The organism is Bacillus sp. 3255, assembly GCF_031456485.1.
GTDB lineage: Bacteria > Bacillota > Bacilli > Paenibacillales > NBRC-103111 > Paenibacillus_E.
Genome location: NZ_JAVDUS010000005.1, coordinates 132,070 through 157,767, shown reverse-complemented (window position 1 = coordinate 157,767; position 25,698 = coordinate 132,070). Strand labels below are relative to the sequence as shown.

Sequence of the window (25,698 nt, the reverse complement as noted above, 5' to 3'; positions counted from 1 at the left end):
CTTTATGTGTTCTGGGCCAAATGTGGATAAGCCCTATTTAAAGGTTATGCACGGACTCCTTAAACATGCGTCCCCTCTCCTCATAGGAGGGGAACATATCCCAACTTGCGCAAGCAGGTGAAAGCAGGACGATATCCCCGGGTTCGCTCATCTGCCAGGCAAGCTGCACGGCTTGAGCCACCGCATCCGCTGCATCCTTAGCAGTATCGACGGTTTGAATGCGGCTAATCCCTGCCAGCTCGGCAATATGATTAATTTTCTCCTTCGACTGCCCCAGCGTTACGACACCTTTAACCCGGTCGCGGAACGTCGGAAGCAGCTCCATATAATCGGAACCGCGGTCAAGGCCGCCGGCAATCAGAACGAGCTTCCCCTCGAACACTTCAATCGACTTGATAGTTGCCGCAGCGTTCGTGGCTTTGGAGTTATTGTAGAAGGTCACGCCATCCAGCTCTCTCACGAGCTCCAGACGGTGTTCTACGCCATGGAAGCTTCTTAGCACCTCGGCGATCGTCTGAGGCTGTACGCCTACTGTCAGGGCGGCTGCAGCCGCTGCCAAAGCATTCTCCAGGTTGAAACTGCCCGGAATCCCCATTTCGTTGGCCGGCATAATGGTCACGACCTCGCCCTGCCCATTCGCATAAACGAGGTTCTCCGAGCCCTGCTCGAAATAAACCCCGTAATCCAGCGCTTCCTTCATCGAGAACGGGAACAGCTTCGCTTGCAGCGACGGCATCAGCGCCCGGCAAACCGGATGATCCCAATTCAGCACGGCCGTATCTTCCGCCGTTTGATTGGCGAAAATCTTCGCTTTGGAGGCAATATAGTCATCCATCGAACCGTGATAGTCCAGATGAGTTTCATACACATTCAGCAGCATTCCTATTCTCGGACGGAACGAAGTCGTTCCTTTGAGCTGGAAGGAGCTCAGCTCCACAACCATCCAATTCTCCTTCGTCACTTCGGGAGCCGCTTCGGTCAGCGCACGTCCGATGTTGCCGGCGACCACCGGAGACAAGCCTGCTGCATCCAGCATTAATCCGATCAGCGTCGTCGTCGTCGTTTTGCCGTTCGATCCGGTAATGCCGATAATCGGCGCTTCACAGAACTGATAAGCCACTTCGACCTCGGTCACAACCTCAACACCGAGCTCCAATGCTTTGCGGACCGGCTCAACCGTGTAAGGGATGCCCGGATTCTTCACGACAAGCGAAACCCCTTCGTGCACCAGGGACTCCGGATGATGCCCGCATACAACAGAAATACCCAGGGCCTCCAGTTCGTCGGCCTCAGGGCATGCGCTCCGCTCTTTTTTGTCATTGACAGTGACAAGGGCTCCTTTTTGATGAAAAAGCTTAGCCGCAGCGACGCCGCTGCGAGCCAAGCCCAGAACAACCACTTCAAGTCCACGATATTCCCGCGGATGCCTCATGTTCTACAACACCTCATTCATATATAGTCCGAGCGCGGCAAGTACGAGACCTGCGACCCAGAATGTAATTACGACACGCCACTCCGACCATCCGACCAGCTCGAAATGGTGATGGATCGGACTCATTTTGAACACCCGCTTGCCTCTAGTCTTGAAAGAAACGACCTGGATGACAACGGACAAAATTTCGACGAGGAACACGCCGCCAACGATCGCCAGCAGAAGCTCCGCTTTCGTCAAAATCGCCACGGCGACAAGCCCGCCGCCGATACCGAGCGACCCGGTGTCTCCCATGAATACTTTGGCCGGATGCGCATTGAACACAAGAAAGCCAAGCACAGCGCCAACCATGGCCGCCGAGAAAATCGCGGCCTCCGGCTGCGTATTATTCATTGCGATTACCGTATATGCGCCGAATGCGATTGCACTTGTCCCGGCCAGCAAGCCGTCAAGCCCGTCGGTGAAGTTCACCGCGTTGGATGCGCCCAGCATGAGAATCGCCATCAGCGGGAAATACAGCCAGCCCGGATTGAAATGAAACTCTACAAACGGAATATATAAGTCCGTGCTATGCCCTTGCATGACCAGGAGATAGCACACGATCGCCGAGATGAGCAGCTGCCCGAACAGCTTCTGCTTCGCCGTAAGGCCTAGCGAGCGTTTGAAAATGATTTTGATGTAATCGTCCAGAAAGCCGACGAGACCATACCCAAGCGACGCGATCAGCAAGATGAGCAAATCCGTATTTTTATCGGCAAAACGAAGCGTCGCCAGCGCGAGCGCCAATAAAATAATGACGCCGCCCATTGTCGGTGTCCCTTGCTTTTTCAAATGCGCTTGCGGGCCGTCCTCGCGAATTTGCTGGCCAAATTTCATCCGCCGCAAAATCGGAATAAACAGCGGCCCCATAATCAAGGCGAGCACGAATGCAACGCCCATCGTTAATAAAATTGCGTTCTCCACGTTTGGTTCCCCCTGCTCGTTAACGCCATGCGAAAACGATCTACTGATTCATAATTGATAATGAGCCGGCGGTTAGGCCAGCAAGGCGTTCACTACTTGCTCCAGCCGCATGCCCCGCGAGCCCTTCACGAGCACGAGATCGTCCGGCTGCGCCACAGCAGCGAGCTCGCCTGCAAGCTGCTCTTTGTCGTCGAAGGCGCGTACGCGCTCCTTCGGAAACCGCCCCGCCGCTTCCTCGGCGATGAAGCGGCCCAACCGGCCGAACGTGAAGACGTAGTCCGCACGTTCCGGGGACAGCATCGCGCCGATCTCGCGATGGAACCGCTCTTCGTGCTCGCCAAGCTCCAGCATGTCGCCGAGCACGAGGAACTTCCGACCGAAGCCGCCCAGCTGCTCGGTCAACAGGATCGCAGCCCGCATCGATGCCGGGCTGGCGTTGTACGCATCGTTGAGCACGGTCAGCCCGGAGGCTGCCGTTAGCTTCTCGATGCGCATGCTGGTCATTTGCAGCGAGCGAAGCCCCGCTGCAAGGGCTTCCGGCTGAACGCCGAAGGCTTCGCCGATCGCGATGGCCGCTAACGCATTGATGACGTTATGCGTGCCGAGCAAGGGAATGTACAATTCCGGATAGCCCGGAGTATTGATATGGAAGTGCGCGCCGTCCGCATCCATCCGGATGCTGATTGGAAACTTCGCGAGCTCCTGTCCTTGACCGAAGCGGAGCCTGCGCAGTCCTTCCGGCAGGCTGATTTCGCTCAGCGCCTGCTCGATAAGCGGCTCGTCACCGTTGTACACGAGCAGACTGCCGCTCGGCATGCCGCTGACGATCTCCACCTTCGCTCTAGCGATTTCCTCGCGCGATCCGAGCTGGAGCATATGCGACTCGCCGATCATCGTGATGATGGCGGCATCCGGCTCGGCCAATTTGCTGAGCAGCTCGATCTCGCCGCGTCCGCTCATGCCCATTTCGACAACGGCGAATTCCGTCGTCTCTTCCAGCTGCAGCAGCGTCAGCGGCAGGCCGATATGATTATTGAGGTTGCCTTTCGTCTTGTGCACCTTATACGTACTACCCAGAACGGCGGCAACCAAATCTTTCGTCGTCGTTTTCCCGTTACTGCCCGTAATCCCGATAATGCGTACGGGCAGCTCCTGGCGATAGGCCTTCGCCAATTGCTGCAAAGCCGTGAGGCTGTCTTTGACCAGAATGTGCGGCACGCCGGCCGGCGCATCGCCACGGTTTTCCTGCCAGAGCAAGGCCGCCGCCCCTTTATGGTAAGCTTCTTCCGCGTAGGTATGCCCGTCGAATTTCTCCCCGATCAGCGGGACGAACAGACTGCCTGCAGGTATCGTCCGGGTATCCGTAGAAATGCCGGCGATACTCACTGCACCTCCGTCTGTTATGCCTGAACATTCACTCCCCAACATGTCTGCGATCTGCTGTAATGTGCGCCGAATCATCGTGTTCTCCCCTTTATCGCAGCCTTGGCCACCAAACGATCGTCGAAATCATGCTTGACTCCCATGATATCCTGATACGTTTCGTGGCCTTTTCCCGCTATCAATATTACATCCTTGGGGCCTGCCCCTTCAATAGCCTTTTGTATCGCTTTTTTGCGATCGGCAATTAATTCGTACCGGTTATCCGGGTAATTCGCCTCTTGCAAGCCGGGAACGATGTCCCGAAGAATAGCTTCCGGGTCCTCGGTTCGCGGATTGTCCGATGTCACATATAAATAGTCGCTATAGGACGCCGTCACCTTGCCCATCAACGGACGCTTCGTCTTGTCGCGATCGCCGCCGCAGCCGAACACCGTCACAACCCGTCCTTCGGCGAATTCGCGCACGGTGGACAGCGCGTTCTCCAACCCGTCCGGCGTATGGGCGTAATCCACCAAGACCAAGTAATCCTGGCCTTCGTCGACCACCTCCATGCGTCCGTCCACGACGGCAATGCTCTCCAAGGAACGCTTGATTGCCTCCAGCGGGAACCCTTCCGCCAGCGCAGCCGAGATCGCTCCCAGAGCGTTATAGACATTGAATTTCCCGACAAGCTTCATCTGGAAGTCGGCATTCCCCGCAAAGGAGACAAGCTGGAACGATGTCCCTTTGGCCGTAATGCGAATGTTCGTGGCCCGTACGTCGCAAGGCTGTTCAATGCCATATGTAATAACCTGCGCCGCCGTCAATCGGCCGAACAGCTCCGATGCGGCGTCGTCCGCGTTCAGAACGGCGTATTGACGCTCTTGCGGATCGCCGGAGAATCCGTTCCCAAGCCGCGAGAACAAGAGACCTTTGGCTGCCGCATAGTTTTCCATCGTTTGATGATAGTCCAGATGATCCTGCGTCAAATTGGTAAATATGCCCGAGCGGAAATGAATCCCCTTGACCCGGCCCATTTCCAGTCCGTGGGAAGATGTTTCCATGACGCAATAATCGACCTGAGCGTCCGCCATTTTCCGCAGGATCCGCTGCAGCTCCAAAGATTCCTGCGTATTGGTCGCTTTATTTTCTTCATACTGCTCGCCGATTTTAATATGAATATTTCCCATCAAACCCGTCTTGAAGCCCTGGTCCGAAATGATTTTATCTAATAAATAGGTCGTCGTCGTTTTGCCGTTCGTTCCCGTCACGCCGATCATTTTCATTTGTTGGCTGGGGTAGCCGTAGAAATGCGCCGCCAAGGCTGCCATCGCATATCTGGCGTCTTTCACGACAAGCTGCGGCACGGGCAGATCGAGCACCCTTTCCGTAACAAGAGCAGAAGCCCCAAGCGCAATCGCTTTTGGGGCATAATCATGACCGTCAACGGTCAGTCCGGGGATGCAAAGGAACAGATTCCCCGGTTTTATTTTACGAGAGTCTGCTTCAATCCCCGTAATTTCCGTGTCCGCATTGCCGTGTATATAGGTAATGAGGAGTACCGAAGCAAGCTCCTGCAGTTTCATGAGCAACCTCTCCTTAACGTTTTTCCTAACTATTATGGACAATTTTATGCATATGGAAAAGCAAAACATGTCTTACTTGCCAAAATCTTTTTGGCGAGGCTTATTGCGGCGGCGCATTGTCGGATAGAAAGATGCGAATCGTAGAGCCTTGATCGACCCGCGTTCCCGCTTTGGGCGCCTGACTGATTACATATTTGCCGTTCCCCGATTTGGCCAGTTTAAAATTCATGTTCAGATCTTCTAATATATCATCAACCGACGCTCCAACCAAGTCCGGAACTTCGACAACCGGCGTTTCGCCGTACCGGTATTCTTTATTGAGCTGATTTTTGTCCGGCTCCACCTTCATATAGCGAAGTGCGTCAGCCATCATATTCTTAACGAGCGGAGCAGCGATCAGACCACCGAATTGAATGCCTTTCGGGTCATCGACAGCCGCATAAATGATCACCTTCGGATTATCCGCCGGTGCGAAGCCGATGAACGAAACGATATGCTCATCCGGCGAGTAACGGCCGTTCACAACCTTCTGGGCGGTCCCCGTCTTCCCGCCGACCCGGTAACCGTCGATAAACGCGTTGCGCCCCGTGCCCAAGGCTACGACGCTCTCGAGCGCTTCGCGCACTTGTTTGGAAGTGTCTTCGGAGATGACATTGCGCACCAGCTCAGGCTCCACGCTATTTACGACCTCTCCCGTATCCGGGTTCGTGAACGATTTGGCCAAGAATGGCTTGAACAGCTTGCCGCCATTGATCGCTGCGGAAACCGCCGTAATCTGCTGAATCGGCGTCACGGAAACGCCTTGGCCGAACGCCGTTGTCGCCAGCTCGACCGGTCCGACCTGCGAAGGCTTGAACATGATGCCGTTCTCTTCGCCGGCCATATCGATGCCGGTCTTCTTGCCGAAGCCGAATTTGGAAATATAATCGAACAGCTTCTCTTTGCCAAGCCGCTGACCCATCACGACGAAGCCGGGGTTGCAGGAGTTCTGAACGACTTGCAGCATCGTCTCGCTGCCGTGCCCGCCACGCTTCCAACAGCGCAATCTGGCTCCTCCGACTTCGATGAAGCCGGGATCGTAGAACGGCTCGTTCTTGAGATCGACTTTCTTCTCCTCAAGCGCTGCGGCGAGCGTAATAATTTTGAATGTCGAACCTGGCTCGTACGTTTTCCAGATCGGCAGATTCCGGTTGTAAGTCTCGGACGGATAATTTTTGTAATTGCCGGGCTCATAGGTCGGTCTGCTGCCCATCGCCAATATTTCACCGTTGTTCGGATCCATCATGATGGCTACAACGTTCTGCGCTTGGTATTGGACCATCGCCTGATCCAATTCCCTTTCCATGACCGACTGCAAGTGGCTGTCGATCGTCAGCTTGACGTTAAGCCCGTCTTTGGGGCTTGTATATTTGTCGGTCGTCCCCTTGAGCGTTCTGCCTGCCGCATCGGTCATGTACGAGATATGGCCGGGAATCCCCGTCAACTGGGAGTCGTACTTGGCCTCGATACCTGTCAGACCCTTGTCGATTCCGGCGAAGCCAAGAATGTGAGCCGCCAAGCTGCCGAAAGGGTAATATCTTTTATTGTCTTCAGCAACAACGACACCGGGAAGGTGAAGATTGCGGACTTCCTGCGCCTTTTCAATCGTAATTTTACGTCCCGACGGCTTAATGTCGACTTGCGACGTTCTCTTCGTGATTTGCTTGTAAATGTCGTCTGCATTCCCTTGAAGCACTTCCGCCAATTTGGCTGCCGTGCTTTGCGGATCTTCAATCTGTACGGGGATGGCGACAATCGTTGGCGTACTCATACTGTAGGTCAGCGTAATGCCGTTGCGATCTTGAATTTCTCCTCTTTTCGGCGCAAATTCAATCTGTCTGCGCCAGCTGTCCTCCGCTTTATTCGCCAACTCTTGTCCTATCCAAAGCTGAACATAGGCGAGTCGAACAATAAGCGCTGTGAAGATGATCGTGCCAATGATGAGCGCAGTGAACAATCTGCGGCGGACGGTAACGTTAGAAACTCGCATGAACGTTCATTCTCCCTTCCCGAATAAGTCAGTCTCATTCCTAACATGACTATTCGGGACAAACAGGGGTTAGAACAAGCTCTCACAGTTGCCTGCGCTATGGCGCTCTATTCCGGCTCTACGGCAAGCTTTAAGGCGACTTTTTGGCTACTTGTTTCTGTGCATCGCTTTTTTCATTTTTGCTGTTGTTCGTCGGTGGCGGCGTCGCTCCGCTCGCGGCACCCGCAGCTGCCGTTTTCTCATTGAGCGGGTTCAACTGCAGCGTTACGCTTCGCGCTTCTCCTTCACCCAACGACGCTTGCTCCGATACGTATCCTTCACCGGTCGTTTGGCAATTCACTTTGAAAAAGGAGCAAGCCTCTACGGCATCTCGCAAGGATCTGCCGACCAGATTAGGAAGCGGCATTTCACTTACGTTTTGCATCGCAACATATATTCGTTGCGTCGAGACGATTTCAGTACCCGGCTTAGGGAATTGATCGACGACTTTCTCACCTTTACCAAACACTTCCAGAGTCAGTCCGCTCTCTTTCGCCATAGCTTTAGTGCTTTCTGCCGTCATCGCCATGAAGTTCGGCACCGTCAGCTTATTGGCTGCCTTCGTGACCATTTGCGCCTGCTTGCTAGATTTTACGCCCATATATTGCAGAGATTCGCCGACGATTTCTTTGAAGGCCGGCGCCAGCACCTGGCCGCCCAGATGGTAATTGCCTCCGAGTTCCGGCTGATCCGCGATCAGGGTGACAAGAATCTTCGGATTCTCGACAGGCGCATAACCGATGAAGGAAATGACCCAGGAATCCGTCGAGTACGTTTTCTCGCCCGGGCGGACGATATTCGCCGTTCCCGTTTTCCCCGCTACCCTATAACCTTCCATGAAAGCCAGCTTACCCGTACCAACGTCTTGATCCGATACGACCTGCTCCAAATATTCGCTAACTTGCTTCGCCGTTTTCTCGCTGACGACTTGTCTGACGACCTTAGGCGCAAAAGACTCAATCGTTTTACCGGTTTTCGGATCAACGATGTCCTTCACGATATGCGGCCACATCAGCTTCCCGCCGTTCGCCATTGCCGCATAGGCGGCTGTCTGCTGAATCGCCGTGACCACGACTTTCCCCTGGCCGTACGTCGCCGTAGCGACCTCGGGTTTATACCGCATATCGATGAGCCCGGACACCTCGTTCGGCATATCGATATTCGTCTTCTCCTCGAAACCGAATCTCGTAATATAATCGCGGAACTTAGGTTCTGTCAATTTCTCCAAACCGAGTTTAACGAAGGCCACGTTACTGGAACGCTTTAGCCCTTCCAAATAAGAGATTTTCCCCCAGCCCACATAGTTGTGGTCATGGAGCTCGCGGTCCGCTACCTTGATTTTCCCGGATTGATACATTTCGGTAGGGTTAAAGACCCCCTCTTCTACGGCACCGGCTAGGGTAACCAGCTTGAATGTCGACCCCGGCTCATACCGCGAAGCTACAGCGGCATTTTTGAAATCGGCTTGGTCATTAATGTTCCAGTATGAGTTCGGGTTGAAGGTCGGCGTATTCGCCATCCCCAATATTTCCATCGTTTGCGGATCGACCGCAATCGCGGTTAAGCTCTTCGGATGCCATTTCTCCGTAACCTTGGCCAGCGCGCTTTCCAAATAAAATTGAATGTTCTTGTCGATCGTTAGACGAACATTTTTCCCGTCTTCCGCAGGCTTGAAATCTACCTTGGCATCGGGCAATTCCACCCCTTTGCCGTCCTTTTCATAGCTAAGCATACCGGGCACGCCTTTCAGCGTATCGTCCAGCTTCAGCTCCATGCCGAGCGACGCCTTGCCTTCTTTGTTCGTATAGCCCAGAATATGCGCGGCCAAAGTCTCGCCAGGATAGTAGCGCTTCTTCTCTTCGATAATGCCTATGCCGATGTTCGTTTTGGACGATTTATTCAATCTCGTCTGCATCGTGGCAATGAAATCGCGAACTTGGTCAGCCTTCTCTTTATCAATTTTCCACCCTTCATTGCGGATCTCGACATTGACGGCATAATCGCTGCCATCCGGCTTCTTTCTTGTCGCCAACTCTCGTATTTTCGTTTCAAGCGCCGGTTTGGTCGCATCGGATTCTTTCAATATATCTGCCAAACCTCGCGAAATATCGTCTGCCACCTGCAGCCCGTCTATCATTTTGGGGTTCAGCGTGACCGTATAAGCCGTGCCTTCCACGGCTAACACCTTGTCATTCCGGTCCATGATCGTTCCGCGCACCGGCGCAATAATCCGGTCGGTCTCCCATTTCTGCTCGGCCTTCTCTAGCAACCACGATGCGTCAACAACCTGAATCCAATAGACTTTCACTATGAGGACAACAAAAAGAAGGGTGAAGAACCCTCCGATAAGTAAGGAACGCAGCTTAATTTTTTTTGTCATATCATATACCTGCCCGTTACGGTTTAGATGAAGCTACTTTCGTATTTTTGCTGGCGGCGGTCGATTTGGAGGCTTTGGCTTGGGTATCCGATTTCTTCACGTCGTCCAAATTAAAGCCGAGGCGAATAGCCTCTCCCTTTATTCTCTCCGGGCTCTGCAATTTCTCGACCTCTTGCTTCAGCGCACTGTTTTGAGCTTGAATGTCGCGAATTTCGACTTGCATTTTCAGAATGCTGGCATTCATTTGATAAATCGCCGCGTATCGCCAAATAATGACACCTGCCACGATGACACAGAGGAGCACCGTAAACAGATATAGCATTTTCTCTTGAGGGGGCAGCGACTTGTTGCGGTAAACAACCTTCGTTGTCTCTTTAATCTTAACCTTCGCAGCCGGAACTTTCCGTTTCTGGTCAAGCGCCAAATTCCCTTGGATATAAGATGGCATATCAATTTCCTCCTTTTGTATCAAAGCTTTTCGGCAATGCGCAGCTTGGCGGATCTAGCCCGCTGATTCACCTCTAGCTCATGCTCGCTTGGGATGATCGGTTTACGAGTGACTAATTTAAGATCTCCGGATTTCTTACATACACACATTGGAAAACCCGGCGGACATGTACATTTTTCCACATTTTTAACGAAAAACTGTTTGCAGATGCGATCTTCCAAGGAATGGAAGGTGATGACAGCAACTCTGCCTCCAGGCGCCAAACAGCGGACGGATTGCTCCAACGCTTCTTCGAAGGCGCCCAATTCGTCGTTCACGGCAATGCGCAAAGCTTGAAAGCTTCGCTTGGCAGGATGCCCGCCTGTACGTCTGGCTGCCGCCGGAATCCCTTCCTTAATCAATTCCACCAGCTCGCCGGTCGTTTCGATCGGTGCCTTAGCCCGAGCCTCGACAATGACCCCCGCAATGCGGCGGGAAAACTTCTCTTCGCCATATTCGAACAAAATTCGCGCGATTTGATCCTGCGGCCATTCGTTGACGATCGTTTTGGCCGTTAGTTCCGTGGTACGATCCATCCTCATATCGAGCTCCGCGTCCTGATGATAGGAGAAGCCGCGTTCTCCATCGTCCAACTGCGGGGAGGATACGCCCAGGTCGAACAAAATGCCGTCAACCTGCGGTTTCCCGTCGCGCAGCGCTCTCGGCACGCCTTGCAGCACGTGCTCCAAATCTCTGAAATTGCTCTTCACAATCTTTACACGATCCAAGTAAGGTCCCAATACCGATTGCGCATTCGCTAAAGCTACGTCATCCTGATCCAGACAAATCAATAGCCCTTCCGGACCTAATTGGGAAGCGATCAAGGAACTATGCCCCGCTCCTCCCATCGTGCAATCCACGTATACGCCATCCGGCTTTATATGCAATCCTTCAACAGATTCTTCTTTCAATACCGTCACATGATGAAACACTTGATGTCCTCCTAATTATGGCAACTATAGATCAAAGTTAAAGTCGACAAGCTTTTCCGCTATTTCATTAAATGATTGTTCCGATTCATTTGCATAGCTTTCCCAAATTTGCTTACTCCAAATCTCCACCCGGTTCGATACACCGATTACGACGCAATCTTTCTCAAGCTTGGCATGCTCGATGAGATTGCCCGGAATGTTGGCTCTCCCTTGTTTGTCAAGGTCACACTCTGTAGCACCGGAAAAGAAAAAGCGGGTAAATGCGCGCGCATCCGATTTCATCAGCGGCAGTGCTTTCAGCTTCTGCTCGAGTATCGCCCATTCGGATCGGGGATATACGAATAAGCACTGATCCAGACCGCGTGTGATAACGAAGGATTCGCCCAGGGCTTCACGAAACTTGGCCGGGATAATCATGCGGCCTTTTTCGTCTATGCTATGTTGATATTCCCCCATGAACATAGCATGGCGCCCCCTTTCCCTCCACTTCGTACCACTTTTCACCACTTTTTTAGTGTTATTCGCCAAAAACGCAACAAATCCTGCTTCATGAGCAGGATTTGTGAAAATTTTTTCATTTTTTAGGTCTATTCTGCGTCTTTCGTTCCTTGCTTCTCTTCTTCAAGTGAGTTCAAAGATGCATTTTGTTCTTTCAGTTCATTTCGCACCGCTTGAAGCTGTTTGTTTCTTTTGCGCCTGTATACCCAAATCGGAACCCCGATGAGCAGTAAAATAACGAGTACCGGGAAGGCGGCAGCCGCAAAAACAAGGACAGCCTGCAGGACTGCGACTAGTACGTTAAGGCTAGAATTCCATGACTTCTGGATCCGTTCTCCTAAAGTTAGCTTGCTCGGATCGGACAAAAGCGGCTTCTTATCCGTTAGCTGATACATCCGAATTTCAATGGTGGAATAAGCCACATTTTGATCCAAATATCGCATGCGCCCTTTAATCTGTTCGATCGCTTCCTGCACCTTCGCCAATTCATTGGAAAACGCCAGCAAATCGTCGGTTTTCGTTGCCTTCTCCATGAAGCTGAGCAGACGTTCCTCAACGAGCTGCTTCGCTTTCAACCGGGAGCTGAGATCGACGTACTCCTCCGTCACATCCTGCCCCTGCACGCTGCGCTGAAGAGCGGGGCTGATTTTCTCCAACCCGTCCAGTAACGAAACGAAGCCGCTGGCAGCCACCTTGATCGTGAACGTGCCGCCCTTCTCGCCTGTATTGGCGTTCTCCGAGAACTGCAAAATATACGCGCCGCTAAGCGCGACCAGATCGCGCAGTCCAGTCTGCGCCTTGGCGTAGTCATCGACAGGCATGACCAGATTCGCACGGTAGATCAACTTGCGGTTGAATCCGGCCGCTTCGTCGCTGCCTGTCGCCGCCGGTATGATCGTCATCGAAGCGTCCTTCCCTTCGGACGGCGCCGCCCCGGCTTCTGCAGCGGGCGCTTCTTTGGCGTCGGAGCTCTTCGTCGACTGCTGTTTGACCGCCGGCGCGACTGCTGCCGTTTGCCCCTCGACGTGAAGCGAATCAGCTTTCGACGAGCTGGCAGCTGCCCCCGGTGCGGAATCCTCCTTGGATGAGCTGCAGCCGGCCAGCAGGCTTCCTGCCAGCATGCACATGGCAAGCAGCAGACTTGCCTTTCTTCTTAACGTGTTGACCCCCATTTTGCCAACCCCTTCGCTACCAAATTTTAGGTTTTACACCCTATAAACGGAGTATGAGGAGGAAAGGTTGCAGGCAGCAAAGGTGACGATGAGTGATAGCGGGAGAAATTCCAGTTAGGGCCTTGCGGCAGGAGAGAGATAGGCTCCAGAGTGTCGTCCAGCGTTACAAAGTGCAAGGTCAGATTCCTCAACGAGCCAAGCCTACACTATGATCCCCGCCCATAGCGGGAATTTCTCCTGATAATTGCAGCTTGCCGAGCGACAAATGCCGGGTAACAGGAAAAACTCCCGTTAATCAGCCTGCATCCGCCGACTTTACGCAAAAAAGGGGAAAATTAACGGGAGGAATTCCCTCTATTCGCACAACTGGGCTCATATTCGCAGGAATAACGGGAGAAATTCCAGTTACGCCCTGCGGCAGAAGAGAGATCGGCTCCAGAGTGTCGTCCAGCGTAGCGCCGCCCAGCGCCCGAACGAGGTGACAGGCCTCCCTCAGCGAGATCCCCACCCATAACGGGAATTTCTCCTGTTAATTGCAGCCAAACGGATCCTCGAATGCTGAATAACTGGAATTCCTCCCGTTAATCAGCCCGCATCCGCCGACTTTACGCAAAAAAGGGGAAAATTAACGGGAGGAATTCCTTCTATTCGTACAACTGGGCTCATTTTCGCAGGAATAACAGGAGAAATTCCAGTTACGCCCTGTGGCAGAACAAGAAGACAGGCCACCTTCACCGAGAGTCCCGCCCATAGCTGAGTTTCTCCTGTTAAACGCAGCCAGCCAGAACCTCCACCGAAAGTACCGCCAACAGCAGGAGTCCCTACTGCTAAATGCAGCCTGACGGATCCTCGGTTCTTGCGCGGCACCCTGAGGCGACACAAAAAAAGCCTTCCAACCCACTCCATCGTGGTTTGGAAGACTCACTTCTCTTAGTGCTCCGCCCAGCTATCCAAATATTGCTTCTGCTCTTCCGTCAAGGAATCAATGCTAGTGCCGAGCGACTCCAGCTTGAATCTGGCCACTTGCTCATCCAATACATATGGAACATTCGCAACTGTTTTGCCCAATTTCTCATACTCATCGTTCACATATTTCAGCGACATCGCTTGAAGCGCGAACGTCATATCCATAATTTCCGCCGGATGACCATCGCCTGCCGCGAGGTTGACAAGACGTCCTTCCGCCAGTATGTAAATTTTGCGGCCGTCCGTCAGCTGGTACTCTTCGATGTTGCGTCGAACCGTACGTTTGCTCACCGACTGCGCTTCCAGCTCAGGCTTGTTAACTTCGACGTCGAAGTGTCCGGCATTGGACAAGATCGCTCCGTCCTTCATCACTTTGTAGTGCTCGCCGCGAATCACATCGCGGTTGCCCGTTACCGTAACGAAGAAATCGCCCAGCTTCGCCGCTTCCATCATCGGCATGACGGCAAAACCGTCCATGTACGCTTCCACACCTTTGATCGCATCGATCTCGGTCACGATCACGTTCGCGCCAAGTCCTTTGGCCCGCATTGCAACGCCTTTGCCGCACCAGCCGTAGCCGACAACAACGACGGTTTTACCGGCTACCACCAGGTTAGTCGTCCGGTTAATGCCATCCCATACGGATTGCCCCGTACCGTAACGGTTATCGAACAAGTATTTGCAGAACGCGTCGTTGACCGCGACCATCGGGAATGCCAGTGTGCCTTCCTTCTCCATCGCTTTCAGACGCAGAATGCCGGTTGTCGTCTCTTCGGCACCGCCGCGCACTTGCGCAGCCAAATCTTTGCGTTCGGAATGCAGAATCGACACCAGGTCTCCGCCGTCATCGATAATCAGATCAGGCTTCGTTTCTAGCGCTTTGATCAACAATTCTTTGTACTCTTCGGGAGTCGGGTTATATTTGGCATAAACGGTAATCCCGTCTTCGACCAGCGCCGCACATACATCGTCTTGTGTGGACAGCGGATTGCTTCCCGTAATCGTAACGTCCGCTCCGCCGGCTTTCACTACTTTGGCCAGGTACGCGGTTTTCGCTTCCAGATGCAAGGAAATCGTTACTTTCAGCCCTTTGAACGGCTGCTCTTTCTCGAATTGCTCGCGAATGCGATTCAGAACAGGCATATGCGCCTGTACCCAATCAATTTTCAAATGACCGTCAGGGGCCAACGCCATATCAGCAACGATACTTTTGTCTACAGTTGTCATCGTTCGTTCCTCCTACAAATAATAAACGCGGTGCATACCGTCTACAGGAATCGGCGTCTCGAGCAAATCACGAAGCCAATCATTCCCATATCGATTCATATAAGCACACCCATTATACACTCTTTCCTGCGGCTTTGCTAACGGTAAAATCGTAAGGCGAATCCGCTCCAACTGGCGGAGCGTCGCATCAAACTGCGTTTTGTACGCTTCCGACGCCTTATGCTGCAGAAACTCGATCTGCTCCACAATCTTCGCCAAATTCGTATCCCCCAGCTTCCTTACCCCTGGATTAATCGCCCCTAGAGCCTCCACGAGCGGCGTGTAGCTGTCGCGGAAGTCCGCCTTAACCTGATCGAAACGCTCGTTCAAGTGCAGCGTATCCTGCGCATCGAGCCAAGCCTGCTTCTTCTCTTCAAAACGGTGGAGAACGTCCTCGAAACTGTACGCGTATTTATTCATCTGCTTGTGTACCGTACCCTCGATTAGCGTGAACTCCAGCCGCGGCGCAACGATGGGCATTCGCATGCCGAACTGCTCGAACGCATGCTTGGTCAGCGCCCAGTAAGCAATTTCACCCGGTCCGAGCACGGTTGCCAGCACAGGGAATAAATACTCCTGCATCAACGGACGGGACATCACATTGTTGCTGAATTGCTCAGGCTTCGTCATCGCCAAATCATGAAGCTCCGCCTTCGTGAAGCGGTGCTCCTGCTTCTTATCGGCGAACCGGTCTCCTTCGCGATGCAGCAGCAAGCGCTGGCCATCCGCATATACGAATAAATTTGCGCCATCAGCGGCAATATCCGCCTGAGCGTTGTACCCGGCATGCAGCACCTCTTCCTGACTTTTCAACAAGGAGGCTGTCAGTACTTCATTGTGCACAACCAATTGCTCGAACATCCCCGACTCCAGACTGCGCAGGGACGGTTCATCGGCATCGATCAGCACAAGGCCGTATTCACCGAACAGCACGGCCATTAAGCGGGCGAAGGCTTCCGACAGCGTCGCTCCCCCTGCCGTTACACCCTCCAATTTGGCCATCAGCGAAGCCTTGAACTCCGTATCCATCAACGACTGGTCCATAGCGGACAAGGCCTCCCGCCAAGCTTCAGGGGCAAGCGGAAGCTTGCTGACGGACGTGCGCCTTCCTGTCGGATGATCCACTTTGATTTTATCGATTTGCTGTGATTGCGAAAGCGTATAAATATGATTCACTTCATCGAAATCATGGTCTTCGCCGGCAATCCAGAAAACCGGCACGACCGGACGTTTTAACTTCGAGCTCCACTCCCGTGCCAACTGTACGAGCGTTATCGCTTTGTACAGAACGAGCAGCGAGCCTCCGAACAAACCCGCCTGTTGGCCCCCCACTACAGCCAGCGCTTCCTCACCGGCAAGCGCGGCAATTTGGTCCATTGCAGGGCCGTTATTGCCGATTCTCTCATTATATGTGCGCAGCACTTCAATCAAGCGGCCTCTGTCAGCGCGAGGCGCGCTCTTCCTTTCATCCAGCCACTTCATCCGCGACTGCCAATCGGCATCATCGCCGAAATGATACGGGAACAACGAACGGGCCTCATCCGCCCCGCTTACATAATCCTCAGCCAGCTTCTGACTCTTCTTCCAATGAAAAGATTCCATTTGCATATGCGACTAGTGTCCCCTCTTCATACCAAATAAAACAACTATCCTTTGATTGTACACGGTAGGACCGCAATCGTCAAAACTGTATTTTAATTAATTACAATTGATTGGAGAGCTGTTCACAAAAAAACCGCCCCTGACGGGACGGCTCTAATTGGATTAATACAAGTGACAAGCGACGAAGTGATTAGGCTCCACTTCTTTGCTAGGCGGCATCGATTCCGCGCATTGCGGCATCGCTTGCGGACAACGCGTACGGAACGGGCAACCGCTTGGCGGGTTGAGCGGACTCGGCACGTCGCCTTGCAGGATGATGCGTTCGCGTGTACGCTCGATTTCCGGATCCGGAATCGGAATCGCCGAAAGCAGCGATTGCGTATACGGATGCAGCGGCTTCGCGTACAGGTCATCGGATGTCGTGACCTCGACGAGATTACCCAGATACATAACCCCGATACGATCGGAGATGTGCTTCACCATCGCCAAGTCATGGGCAATGAACAAGTAAGTCAAGCCCATTTCTTTCTGCAGCCGTTTGAACAGGTTGACAACCTGTGCTTGAACGGAAACGTCCAGCGCCGAGATCGGCTCATCGGCAATGATGAATTTCGGTTCGATCGCCAGCGCCCGGGCAATCCCGATACGTTGACGTTGACCGCCGGAGAACTCATGCGGGAAACGGTTCGCGTGCTCGTCGTTCAGACCTACGGCGCGAAGCAGCTCCATCACACGCTCTCTGCGTTTTGTGCCTTTGTACAGACCATGAATGTCTATACCTTCAGCGATAATATTCCCTACCGTCATACGAGGGTTCAAGGATGCGTAAGGATCCTGGAATACCATCTGCATGTTCCGGTTGAATTCTTTGAGCTTCTTGCCTTTGAGCTTATGAACATTTTCACCGTCGAAAATGACTTCGCCATCTGTAACATCGTACAGATTGATAATCGTTCTTCCCGCAGTCGATTTCCCACAACCGGACTCGCCAACGAGACCGAATGTTTCACCGCGGTTAATTTCTATCGAGAAATTGTCAACGGCTTTAAGCACTTTGCCGCCGCCAAGATTAAAATGCTTCTTCATATTGCGAATTTGCAAGATGGGTTGATTCGTTTTAGACATGTTGATGACCTCCCACTCCTACAGGACGTTCAACTTTCGGCGCGTCCGGATGCAGCAGCCAACAAGCGGAGCTGTGCGTTTCGGAAAGCGTCGTATGCTCCGGATCGACTTCCAAACACTGATTCATTGCATACGGACATCTCGCCGCAAACGCACACCCTTTTGGAGGCGCGAATAGATCCGGCGGCGTACCTGGAATAGGTACAAGCTCTTCATCACTGTTCGTATCCAAACGAGGCACCGAGCGCAGCAAGCCCCATGTGTAAGGATGCTGAGGATCGTAGAAAATTTCGTCTACCGTCCCTTGCTCGATAATTTTCCCTGCATACATAACCACGACGCGCTGCGCCATATCGGCAACGACACCAAGGTCATGCGTAATTAAAATAATAGATGAGTCCGTCTTCACGGAAATGGTTTTCATCAAATCGATGATTTGCGCTTGAATCGTAACGTCAAGTGCCGTTGTCGGCTCATCTGCGATAAGCAGCTTCGGAGAGCAAGCAAGCGCGATTGCGATCATGACACGCTGACGCATACCGCCGGAAAGCTCATGCGGGTATTGATGAATACGGCCCTCAGGAGAGTTAATCCCGACAAGCTTCAAAATTTCGATCGCTTTTTCGGTAGCCGCCTTCTTGCTGATCCCTTCGTGCTTGATGATACCTTCTGTAATCTGATCGCCGATCTTCATCGTCGGATTCAGCGAGGTCATCGGATCCTGGAAAATCATTCCGATTTCGGATCCGCGAATTTTTTCCATTTCTTTATTGGAAAGCTTCGTAATGTCCATTTTACCGTCGAACATGATCGAGCCGCTTTTTATATAACTAGGCGGAGTAGGAATTAGACGCATGAGCGTTTGTGCCGTTACGGATTTACCGCAGCCGGACTCCCCTACAATCGCCAAGACTTCACCTTTTTTCAAAGAAAAATTAACGCCGCGAACAGCTTGAACTTCACCCGCGTACGTGCGGAAGGATACCCGCAAATCTTTTACTTCCAGCAAATTGCCTTTGGATTTGGTGCTCATTATTATTCACCCCTTCTTACTTGCGCATTTTTGGATCTAGCGCATCACGAAGCCCGTCACCGAGCAGGTTGAAACTTAACAAAATCAAACTGAAAATGATAGTCGGGAAAATCAGGCGATGCGGGTACAAACGGATATAGTTAGCGCCGTCGGACAGCAGGTTACCCAATGAAGCGAGCGGCGGCTTAACACCAAGACCGATGAAGCTTAAGAAAGCTTCGGTGAAGATCGCAGAAGGAACGACGAACGTGATTTGAACAATGATAATCCCAAGCGCATTCGGAATAAGGCTGCGCATGATAATTCTCATCGGCGACGCGCCCAGCGTACGGGATGCAAGGACGAACTCCTGCTCTTTGAGCGTGAGCATCTGCCCCCTGACCAAGCGGGCCATCGGCACCCAGCCGGTTATGGCCATGGCCAAAATAATCGATGGAATCCCTGAGCCAATAACCATGATAAGCAGAATCGCAATCAATAGGAAAGGGATCGCATAGACGATCTCGATCGCACGCTGCATCACTTCATCGACTTTACCGCCGTAGTATGCGGAGATACCGCCGTAGATGACACCGATAACCAAGTCAATCAGTGCAGCTACGATCCCGATGAACAAGGAGATCCGAGTTCCCCACCATACGCGGGTCCATACGTCGCGGCCGAAGTCATCCGTACCGAACCAATGCTGTCCGTTCGGTGGAATATTTTTAATTTTCAGATCTTGCGTTTGATAGTCGTAACTCGAAACAAAAGGAACGATTACCGCCAATACGATTAAAGCAACCAATATAATTAAGCCAGCCATTGCCAGTCTATTTTTCTTAAGTCGTCTCCAAGCGTCCTGCCAATAATTGAGCGAAGGTCTTACGATTCTTTCGCCGGTTAATGTTTCTTTTGCAACGGGAGCAAACTTGTAGTTAGTCTCTGTTGCATTATTCGGAGTTTGCATGTATTATTTCCCGCCTTTCCCAAGACGAATTCTAGGGTCTACGAAACCGTACACGATATCTGTGATAAAGATAACCAAAATGAGAATGGCCGAATAGAAGATCGTTAATCCAGAAATCATGGTGTAGTCATTGGAATAAACCGATGAAACGAAGTGTTTACCCAAGCCTGGTACTGAGAAAATTTGTTCAACTACGAGTGTTCCTGTAATGACGTTAACGAAGATTGGACCGATAATGGTAATGACCGGTAAAATCGCATTCCGGATCGTGTGCTTCACAACGACCGTAAAGTTGGATAAGCCTTTGGATTTCGCCGTTTTGATGTAATCTTGATTAAGAACGTCGAGCATCGATGTCCGCATCAAACGAGCCAGGATGGCAATGGTTCCGAATGAAAGCGCAATCGCCGGCAAAATGCGATAGCTTGGCCCTTTCCACAATCCGGCAGGAAGAATTCCCCATTTGACGCCGACATAGTAGGAAAGAAGTGGACCAAGAACGAAAGATGGAATGGAAACGCCTAGAATGGCGATGAACATTGCTGTGTAATCGCCTGCTTTGTTATGCTTAAGCGCCGCGATAATCCCTAACGTCAGACCTGCAACAATCGCAATCGCGATCGAAATCAAACCAAGTTCAAGCGAAGACGGAAAAGCTTGCTTGATAATATCTGTAACTTTGTGAGCAGGAAATTGAAAGGAAGCTCCTAGATCGCCATGGATGATGTTGTTCATGAAAGTTAAATACTGTTCCCATAATGGCTTATCCAAACCGTATTGCTTCAGCAACATATCTCTCGTAGCTTTAGGAATCCGTTCAGCGCCTTCTCCTAGTGGATTACCTGGTAAGTTTTTCATCAATACGAATGTGAATGATGCGATCAGCCATAACGTGATAAGCGCATATAAGAAGCGGCGAAGAATGAACCTGACCATATTGCTCCTCCTTTATTCATTTAAAGCTCGAAGAAATCTAGAAGAGGCCGCTCCCACGAGGTGCGAACGGCCCCTTCCTTTAATTCTTCAACCTATAAAAACTTTATATTACTTGATGGACGTCCATTTCAATTCCCACTCTTGACCGAAGGAAGGAAGAATGATTCCCTCGATGTTCGGCTTTTTCAAGTAAGCGCGTGTACGGAAGTACAGCGGGGATACGCCTTGATCATCCATAAGGATTTTCTCAGCTTCAACCATTGCTTTCGCACGTTTGGACGGATCCACTTCGGTTTGAGCCGACTTAATGAGTTTGTCGTATTCTGGGTTGCTGTAGTCGCCTTCGTCAAACTCTCCGCCTGTTACCCACATATCCAAGAATGTCATTGGATCGTTGTAATCTGCGCCCCATAGGGAAAGTGCGATTTCGAAGTCATGCTTGGAAGAAAGCTCGATACGCAGTGCGTGTGGAACCGGGTTCGCTTCCGCTTCGTATCCAAGGTTTTGTTTCCATTGTGCAAGGATGAACTCAAGTGATTTTTTCGCAGTTTCTGTATCGTCTGCGTTCACTTTCATTTTCGGAAGAGCTGTCAAGCCAACTTCTTTCAAACCTTCAGCAAGCAATTGCTTAGCTTTGGCTGCATCGAATTTCGGCTGCGTGTCGCCTGCGGATTTACGGAAGTCGCCGCCTGCACCGTCGGAAGTACCGCCTGGAACTAGACCCGTGGAAGCTACGGAACCGTTAGCAAGTACGGTATCTACGTAAGCTTGACGGTCAATCGCCATACCAAGGGCTTGACGAATCTTCTTGTTAGCCAAGGCAGGAACTTTCTTCGTTTGGTACATCAGGTAAGAGTTCGTCAACTCTGGCTTAGGCAGGTTGTCTGGCTTACCGGCATACAGTTTCAATTGATCGCGGTTGATTTCTGTCAAATCAGCAGCGTCTGTTTCGTACAAGTTCAGGCCTGTGTTGCTATCTTTAACGATGTTGACAGTTGCTTTCGTAAGTTTTACGTTAGCAGCATCCCAGTATTTTTCGTTTTTAACAAGCTCAAGTGTTTGACCGTGATCCCATTTGCTCAGGATGAACGGACCTGCACCGATGACTTTATCCACTTCTGCGCCGTATTTGTCGCCGGCTTTCGTTACGAAATCTTCTCTTTGCGGGAAGAATGTTGCGAATGCAAGCAATTGTGTGAAGAACGCAACTGGTTTTTCCAGTTTGATTTCAATTTGCTTGTCACTGATCGCTTTAACGCCAAGAGCGTCTTGCGCTTTTTTAACTTCTTCAGGCGTTTTTGCTTTCGTTACATCTGCTCCGCCTTTAATCCAAGCAACGATGAAGCTGTATTGGCCTTTAGTCGCAGGATCAAGAGTACGTTTGAAGGAATAAACGAAATCTTGAGCTTTAACCGGTTGGCCGTCAGACCAGTTCGCGTTGTCGCGAATGTCGATTGTGTAAGTTAGACCGTCTGCAGAAATTTTAGGGAAATCTTTCGCAAGAGCTGGAGTTGCTTTGCCGTCTTTGTCCGTACGGTAAAGCCCTTCGTTAAATGCGCTGATGAATGTAAACGCGGCATTCGCCGTTGCTTTGGAGCTATCCATTACCGGCGGCTCTGCAGTGAAGTTAATTTTGATTTCTTGTGGTTTGTTGGACGCAGGAGCTGTTGTACCTTTCGTATCGCCAGCTGGAGATGCAGAAGGACTTTCCTCGTTTTTCGCGCAACCAATTGCAACGCTGCCCATAAGCGTTAATGCTACTGCTGTTGAAACCCACTTTGTCGCTTTCATAAAACGCCTCCTCTAAAATTATGTATGTCTAGAATATCTATGGTCAGGTGTGTTTGATAGTTTTCCTAACATGATCTTAACACCCTTAAACCCAAAAAAGGATGAAACCGCTTCATAGATGTTATAATAGTTAACCCATACCTCTGGTAAAAAAATTTACTAGACTCTACGCAAGGAATTATAACACAAACCCACGCTTTGTCCAGTGTTAATTTACCTAAGTAAGAATATTTGTAAAAAAATAATGAATATGAAAGTGCCCCACGGTTTCTAATTATACAACCATCGGTCAATAAAATCTAGACGATATTCATTGTTATTTTCTACAAAACTCAAATAAATATTACAAAGACTTTCGAATTATCGCTCAATTCGTAAATTCACCTCAAAGCAGCCGGCTTAGGTCGAAAACAAGTAGTTTTTACCAACGTGGAGAACGAACAGCACAATATACAGCGTCGCAAGTCCTAGAAAGCTGAGCCTCCAAACAACTCTGCCGACTCTTACCAGATCCGTCTTCCCTTTTAAATGCGTTTGGTAACCGCCGATAATCCCGAAGGCAATAAGTAGTACAAGGGTAATGAGCCAGAAGCCGAAATCCGTATGAAATAGCTGGTTCCACATCAAAGAAACCGAGCCCAATAGGAACAAGGTCGTCACATCCATGGTCAGTCGAGTCGTCATCTTCTTATCGCGAAGAAACATATATACGAGGAACCATAGCAATATAAACGTAATAAAAGGCGCCACAGCAAGTGCTGCGTAAACCGTAGAAATCCAACTGAATAACATGTCCATCCTGATAACCACCTACACCGGCTTATTCTAACGCTTTCACTAACTGGTACACCGTACGGTGTACAGGAAGCTCAAGATTCAGTTCATCCGCTAGCTGCAGCAAGCTTCCATTAATACGGTCAATCTCGGTACTTCTGGCCTGTTCGATATCTTGTAGCATAGAAGAGTGATTCAGCCTTGTCGCCTCACAAACTTGCAAGATGGTGTCCCACAAATGATCGGGCACTTGAGTGCCCCGAGCCTCGACGACAAGACAAGCTTCCCGGTACAGATCCCTCATGAGCGACATTGTCCAAGCAGAATCCAACAATTGCCCGTTTCTCACACGCAAGATGGCGGTTAACGGATTGATCACACTATTGATCAACAGCTTGCTCCAGATTCTCTCTTCCATGTTGTTCGACATGAATGTTTGAAATCCTGCTTCCTTCAGAAGATTCACTAACAAAAAGTGCGTTGATTCTTCTTCATCGGCTCGCAAGCTCCCCAAGTAAGTAACGCCATGCCCCGTATGAGCAACGGATGTATCCCCTTCGCGCCGCGCCCCTTCGGTCGTAACGGCTAGCAGCAGTCGCTCTGCCGGAAGCGCCTCGCCTAGTATCGATTCATGGCCGACCCCGTTCTGAAAGCTGATGAGACGCGTGCCGGAAGATAGCTTCGAACGGATATAGGCTGCCAGCTCCGGCGTGATCGCCGGTTGTTTGACCATCAGTAAAATATAGTCGTAAGATTGCACCAAATCACTTGCAGACGTCTCTTCCGTATAACTTTCGAACTCTATGATTCCCCCGCGCGTCGTCCGATGCGGCACGCCCGTGCCGGCAAGACGGATCCCCTCCGCTCTGAGCCGTTCTGCCTGCTCTCGCGTTCTGGTAACTACCTTCATATACTCGCACAGGGCGGATAGTTTTGCGGCGAACAAGAGCCCCAACGAACCCGCTCCAATAATCATCAATCGCATGTCGATCCCTCATTTCATTGCCATTGTCATCATTATACAACAAAAAAGCCTCAGACCAAGGATCTCCTTGAGCTGAAGCTCTTTCTGCAATAGTTCGATTGAAACTTACGAACTTACTCTACTCTCTCTAAGTTACCGTTCGCATCCATCTTGAACCGCGGCTTCTCTTCTTCCTCTTCTTCCACCAAGAAAGCCATTTTCCTTGCCCGGTCCATAATTTGAATCAAAGCTTTATAATCGTCATTCACGACGCGGTAATCGGTTTCTACTTCATTCACTTGCTTGTTAAGCTTATTGTTCTCGCGGCCGAGTCTCTCGAGTTCGTCCTCTTTGTCTTGCAGCTCTTTTTCCAAGTTTTTAATATGACGGTTCATATCTTGATACGTGTTTCTCCATTGCCGAAGGAACCGGATCACCGCATCGATCGAAAGCGTTTCCTCGGTGAAAGCTTCTGCTTTCCCCGTTGTTAACTCCGTACTATCCAACAACCCGATAGAAGAGGAGCCCGAGATCGATACAGCGGCGTGCTTCTTCATCTGCGTTCTCTTCTGCCGCTGTGCCTTGGCGATCTGAATCGCCGCTTCATACTTCTTTCTGACAAAGCTGTTCCAGCGAAATCCGCAAGCTGCCGCCGTGCGTCCGATCCGTTCTCCAACTTCCTCAAACGCAGATAATTGCGTGCTTCCCTCTCTAATGTGACGCAATGTCACTTCCGCCAAGATCAAGTCGTCTTCATCGCTCCAAGCATCCTGTCTAATTGCCGACATAGGTTAAACCTCCTAACATAATGTACAGATGCATCTAACTGAAAGAGGCCAGCTTTTTACGATAAATAGGGGTCATCTTTCAGTATGAATAAGAAGAATCAATTTGCAGGTACCGGTGTATAAATTGATTCGCGCCATTATTACTATTTCTATGCCCGTACTAGAGTTCATAGAATCTATTTGATACTAAATGGTATTGCCAAATTTTTTGACACTCATACATGGGATCTGGATAAAAAGACATACTACAACTATATGATGAAATGTTTTCAATTTCGTCACGGTTTGACGGTTTACACTAAACAATTCAAAAGGTATAATGTGATGTAGTTAAAGTGCAACGTGGTATGAGAGGGGGATGTAACGAGAATGGATCGCATGTTTCGGGTTTTAGGTTTTTGGACACTTGTAATCGCGCTAATGAGCTTGGCTGGCGATATGATCCCAATGTCTTTGATTTTCTTTTTCCAAACAGCCGTATTCGTCATTCTGGGCTATATGCGCTTGTCAGAACGTACTTACATATTGTTGTTCTGGGGATATATGATTCTCTCCTTCAGCGGGTTTACGTACTGGTCATTTTTCAAAATGTCCGTCTAATACCGGCACTAGTAACAACAAAGC

General features: G+C 50.8%; 21 protein-coding genes. 1 reads left to right on the top strand and 20 read right to left on the bottom strand.

Annotated features, from left to right (window positions below):
- Positions 1 to 37 precede the first annotated feature (37 nt).
- The 20 genes from murD to J2X61_RS09345 form a co-directional block, all read right to left on the bottom strand.
- Entirely contained in the window at positions 38 to 1,432 is a 1,395-nt protein-coding gene (gene murD, locus J2X61_RS09440) for a UDP-N-acetylmuramoyl-L-alanine--D-glutamate ligase (RefSeq protein ID WP_310187524.1), read from the bottom strand.
- 3 nt (positions 1,433 to 1,435) lie between these two features.
- Positions 1,436 to 2,371: a phospho-N-acetylmuramoyl-pentapeptide-transferase gene (mraY, locus tag J2X61_RS09435; RefSeq protein WP_274471653.1), complete on the bottom strand. Its 936-nt coding sequence runs from the start codon at positions 2,369 to 2,371 to the stop codon at positions 1,436 to 1,438.
- Between the two features lie 96 nt (positions 2,372 to 2,467).
- Positions 2,468 to 3,856, bottom strand: coding sequence for a UDP-N-acetylmuramoyl-tripeptide--D-alanyl-D-alanine ligase (locus J2X61_RS09430; protein ID WP_310187522.1), 1,389 nt, complete (start codon positions 3,854 to 3,856; stop codon positions 2,468 to 2,470).
- Entirely contained in the window at positions 3,853 to 5,343 is a 1,491-nt protein-coding gene (locus J2X61_RS09425) for a UDP-N-acetylmuramoyl-L-alanyl-D-glutamate--2,6-diaminopimelate ligase (protein ID WP_310187521.1), read from the bottom strand. The genes J2X61_RS09430 and J2X61_RS09425 overlap by 4 nt, the downstream gene beginning before the upstream one ends.
- Positions 5,344 to 5,443: 100 nt before the next feature.
- A complete protein-coding gene (locus J2X61_RS09420) occupies positions 5,444 to 7,372 on the bottom strand; it encodes a stage V sporulation protein D (RefSeq protein ID WP_274470987.1) in 1,929 nt (642 codons plus the stop codon).
- Positions 7,373 to 7,502: 130 nt separating this feature from the next.
- A complete protein-coding gene (locus tag J2X61_RS09415) occupies positions 7,503 to 9,791 on the bottom strand; it encodes a penicillin-binding transpeptidase domain-containing protein (protein WP_274470986.1) in 2,289 nt (762 codons plus the stop codon).
- 16 nt (positions 9,792 to 9,807) lie between these two features.
- Positions 9,808 to 10,239 (bottom strand): cell division protein FtsL, encoded by a 432-nt coding sequence (gene ftsL / locus J2X61_RS09410; protein WP_274470985.1) that lies wholly within the window; start codon positions 10,237 to 10,239, stop codon positions 9,808 to 9,810.
- A 20-nt stretch (positions 10,240 to 10,259) separates the two neighbouring features.
- A complete protein-coding gene (gene rsmH / locus J2X61_RS09405; RefSeq protein WP_274470984.1) occupies positions 10,260 to 11,210 on the bottom strand; it encodes a 16S rRNA (cytosine(1402)-N(4))-methyltransferase RsmH in 951 nt (316 codons plus the stop codon).
- 24 nt (positions 11,211 to 11,234) lie between these two features.
- Positions 11,235 to 11,672, bottom strand: a complete 438-nt coding sequence (gene mraZ, locus J2X61_RS09400) for a division/cell wall cluster transcriptional repressor MraZ (RefSeq protein WP_274470983.1) — start codon at positions 11,670 to 11,672, stop codon at positions 11,235 to 11,237.
- 125 nt (positions 11,673 to 11,797) lie between these two features.
- Positions 11,798 to 12,880, bottom strand: a complete 1,083-nt coding sequence (locus J2X61_RS09395; RefSeq protein WP_310187518.1) for a DUF4349 domain-containing protein — start codon at positions 12,878 to 12,880, stop codon at positions 11,798 to 11,800.
- A 930-nt stretch (positions 12,881 to 13,810) separates the two neighbouring features.
- Positions 13,811 to 15,073 carry an adenosylhomocysteinase gene (locus J2X61_RS09390; protein ID WP_274470981.1) on the bottom strand — a complete coding sequence of 421 codons (1,263 nt, stop codon included), beginning with the start codon at positions 15,071 to 15,073 and terminating at the stop codon, positions 13,811 to 13,813.
- A gap of 12 nt (positions 15,074 to 15,085) precedes the next feature.
- Entirely contained in the window at positions 15,086 to 16,720 is a 1,635-nt protein-coding gene (gene bshC / locus J2X61_RS09385; RefSeq protein ID WP_310187517.1) for a bacillithiol biosynthesis cysteine-adding enzyme BshC, read from the bottom strand.
- A 156-nt stretch (positions 16,721 to 16,876) separates the two neighbouring features.
- The gene (locus tag J2X61_RS09380; RefSeq protein WP_274470979.1) at positions 16,877 to 17,839 is read right to left on the bottom strand and encodes an ABC transporter ATP-binding protein; all 963 of its coding nucleotides are present in this window, start codon (positions 17,837 to 17,839) and stop codon (positions 16,877 to 16,879) included.
- A complete protein-coding gene (locus J2X61_RS09375; RefSeq protein ID WP_274470978.1) occupies positions 17,832 to 18,872 on the bottom strand; it encodes an ABC transporter ATP-binding protein in 1,041 nt (346 codons plus the stop codon). Before J2X61_RS09375 ends, J2X61_RS09380 begins: the two co-directional genes overlap by 8 nt.
- Positions 18,873 to 18,888: 16 nt before the next feature.
- Positions 18,889 to 19,821 (bottom strand): ABC transporter permease, encoded by a 933-nt coding sequence (locus J2X61_RS09370; RefSeq protein WP_274470977.1) that lies wholly within the window; start codon positions 19,819 to 19,821, stop codon positions 18,889 to 18,891.
- A 3-nt stretch (positions 19,822 to 19,824) separates the two neighbouring features.
- Positions 19,825 to 20,757, bottom strand: coding sequence for an ABC transporter permease (locus J2X61_RS09365; RefSeq protein ID WP_274470976.1), 933 nt, complete (start codon positions 20,755 to 20,757; stop codon positions 19,825 to 19,827).
- Positions 20,758 to 20,865: 108 nt separating this feature from the next.
- Positions 20,866 to 22,548, bottom strand: a complete 1,683-nt coding sequence (locus J2X61_RS09360) for a peptide ABC transporter substrate-binding protein (protein WP_274470975.1) — start codon at positions 22,546 to 22,548, stop codon at positions 20,866 to 20,868.
- Between the two features lie 399 nt (positions 22,549 to 22,947).
- Positions 22,948 to 23,346, bottom strand: a complete 399-nt coding sequence (locus J2X61_RS09355) for a DUF3397 domain-containing protein (protein WP_274470974.1) — start codon at positions 23,344 to 23,346, stop codon at positions 22,948 to 22,950.
- Between the two features lie 22 nt (positions 23,347 to 23,368).
- Positions 23,369 to 24,307 carry a ketopantoate reductase family protein gene (locus J2X61_RS09350; RefSeq protein WP_310187516.1) on the bottom strand — a complete coding sequence of 313 codons (939 nt, stop codon included), beginning with the start codon at positions 24,305 to 24,307 and terminating at the stop codon, positions 23,369 to 23,371.
- A 113-nt stretch (positions 24,308 to 24,420) separates the two neighbouring features.
- A complete protein-coding gene (locus tag J2X61_RS09345; protein WP_274470972.1) occupies positions 24,421 to 25,074 on the bottom strand; it encodes an RsfA family transcriptional regulator in 654 nt (217 codons plus the stop codon).
- A gap of 369 nt (positions 25,075 to 25,443) precedes the next feature.
- Here J2X61_RS09345 and J2X61_RS09340 point away from each other — a divergent pair, with 369 nt between their 5' ends.
- Positions 25,444 to 25,674: a DUF2626 domain-containing protein gene (locus J2X61_RS09340; RefSeq protein ID WP_274470971.1), complete on the top strand. Its 231-nt coding sequence runs from the start codon at positions 25,444 to 25,446 to the stop codon at positions 25,672 to 25,674.
- Positions 25,675 to 25,698 lie beyond the last annotated feature (24 nt).

What these genes read in the sequence shown, in the direction of transcription:
- J2X61_RS09415 (WP_274470986.1), bottom strand. Translation starts at nt 9,791, where the DNA reads ATGACAAAAAAAATTAAGCTGCGTTCCTTACTTATCGGAGGGTTCTTC.
- J2X61_RS09340 (WP_274470971.1), top strand. Translation starts at nt 25,444, where the DNA reads ATGGATCGCATGTTTCGGGTTTTAGGTTTTTGGACACTTGTAATCGCG.
- bshC (WP_310187517.1), bottom strand. Translation starts at nt 16,720, where the DNA reads ATGCAAATGGAATCTTTTCATTGGAAGAAGAGTCAGAAGCTGGCTGAG.
- J2X61_RS09425 (WP_310187521.1), bottom strand. Translation starts at nt 5,343, where the DNA reads ATGAAACTGCAGGAGCTTGCTTCGGTACTCCTCATTACCTATATACAC.
- J2X61_RS09395 (WP_310187518.1), bottom strand. Translation starts at nt 12,880, where the DNA reads ATGGGGGTCAACACGTTAAGAAGAAAGGCAAGTCTGCTGCTTGCCATG.
- J2X61_RS09365 (WP_274470976.1), bottom strand. Translation starts at nt 20,757, where the DNA reads ATGGTCAGGTTCATTCTTCGCCGCTTCTTATATGCGCTTATCACGTTA.
- J2X61_RS09355 (WP_274470974.1), bottom strand. Translation starts at nt 23,346, where the DNA reads ATGGACATGTTATTCAGTTGGATTTCTACGGTTTACGCAGCACTTGCT.
- mraZ (WP_274470983.1), bottom strand. Translation starts at nt 11,672, where the DNA reads ATGTTCATGGGGGAATATCAACATAGCATAGACGAAAAAGGCCGCATG.
- ftsL (WP_274470985.1), bottom strand. Translation starts at nt 10,239, where the DNA reads ATGCCATCTTATATCCAAGGGAATTTGGCGCTTGACCAGAAACGGAAA.
- J2X61_RS09420 (WP_274470987.1), bottom strand. Translation starts at nt 7,372, where the DNA reads ATGCGAGTTTCTAACGTTACCGTCCGCCGCAGATTGTTCACTGCGCTC.
- murD (WP_310187524.1), bottom strand. Translation starts at nt 1,432, where the DNA reads ATGAGGCATCCGCGGGAATATCGTGGACTTGAAGTGGTTGTTCTGGGC.
- J2X61_RS09345 (WP_274470972.1), bottom strand. Translation starts at nt 25,074, where the DNA reads ATGTCGGCAATTAGACAGGATGCTTGGAGCGATGAAGACGACTTGATC.
- mraY (WP_274471653.1), bottom strand. Translation starts at nt 2,371, where the DNA reads ATGGGCGTTGCATTCGTGCTCGCCTTGATTATGGGGCCGCTGTTTATT.
- J2X61_RS09375 (WP_274470978.1), bottom strand. Translation starts at nt 18,872, where the DNA reads ATGAGCACCAAATCCAAAGGCAATTTGCTGGAAGTAAAAGATTTGCGG.
- J2X61_RS09370 (WP_274470977.1), bottom strand. Translation starts at nt 19,821, where the DNA reads ATGCAAACTCCGAATAATGCAACAGAGACTAACTACAAGTTTGCTCCC.
- J2X61_RS09430 (WP_310187522.1), bottom strand. Translation starts at nt 3,856, where the DNA reads ATGATTCGGCGCACATTACAGCAGATCGCAGACATGTTGGGGAGTGAA.
- J2X61_RS09360 (WP_274470975.1), bottom strand. Translation starts at nt 22,548, where the DNA reads ATGAAAGCGACAAAGTGGGTTTCAACAGCAGTAGCATTAACGCTTATG.
- J2X61_RS09350 (WP_310187516.1), bottom strand. Translation starts at nt 24,307, where the DNA reads ATGCGATTGATGATTATTGGAGCGGGTTCGTTGGGGCTCTTGTTCGCC.
- J2X61_RS09380 (WP_274470979.1), bottom strand. Translation starts at nt 17,839, where the DNA reads ATGTCTAAAACGAATCAACCCATCTTGCAAATTCGCAATATGAAGAAG.
- J2X61_RS09390 (WP_274470981.1), bottom strand. Translation starts at nt 15,073, where the DNA reads ATGACAACTGTAGACAAAAGTATCGTTGCTGATATGGCGTTGGCCCCT.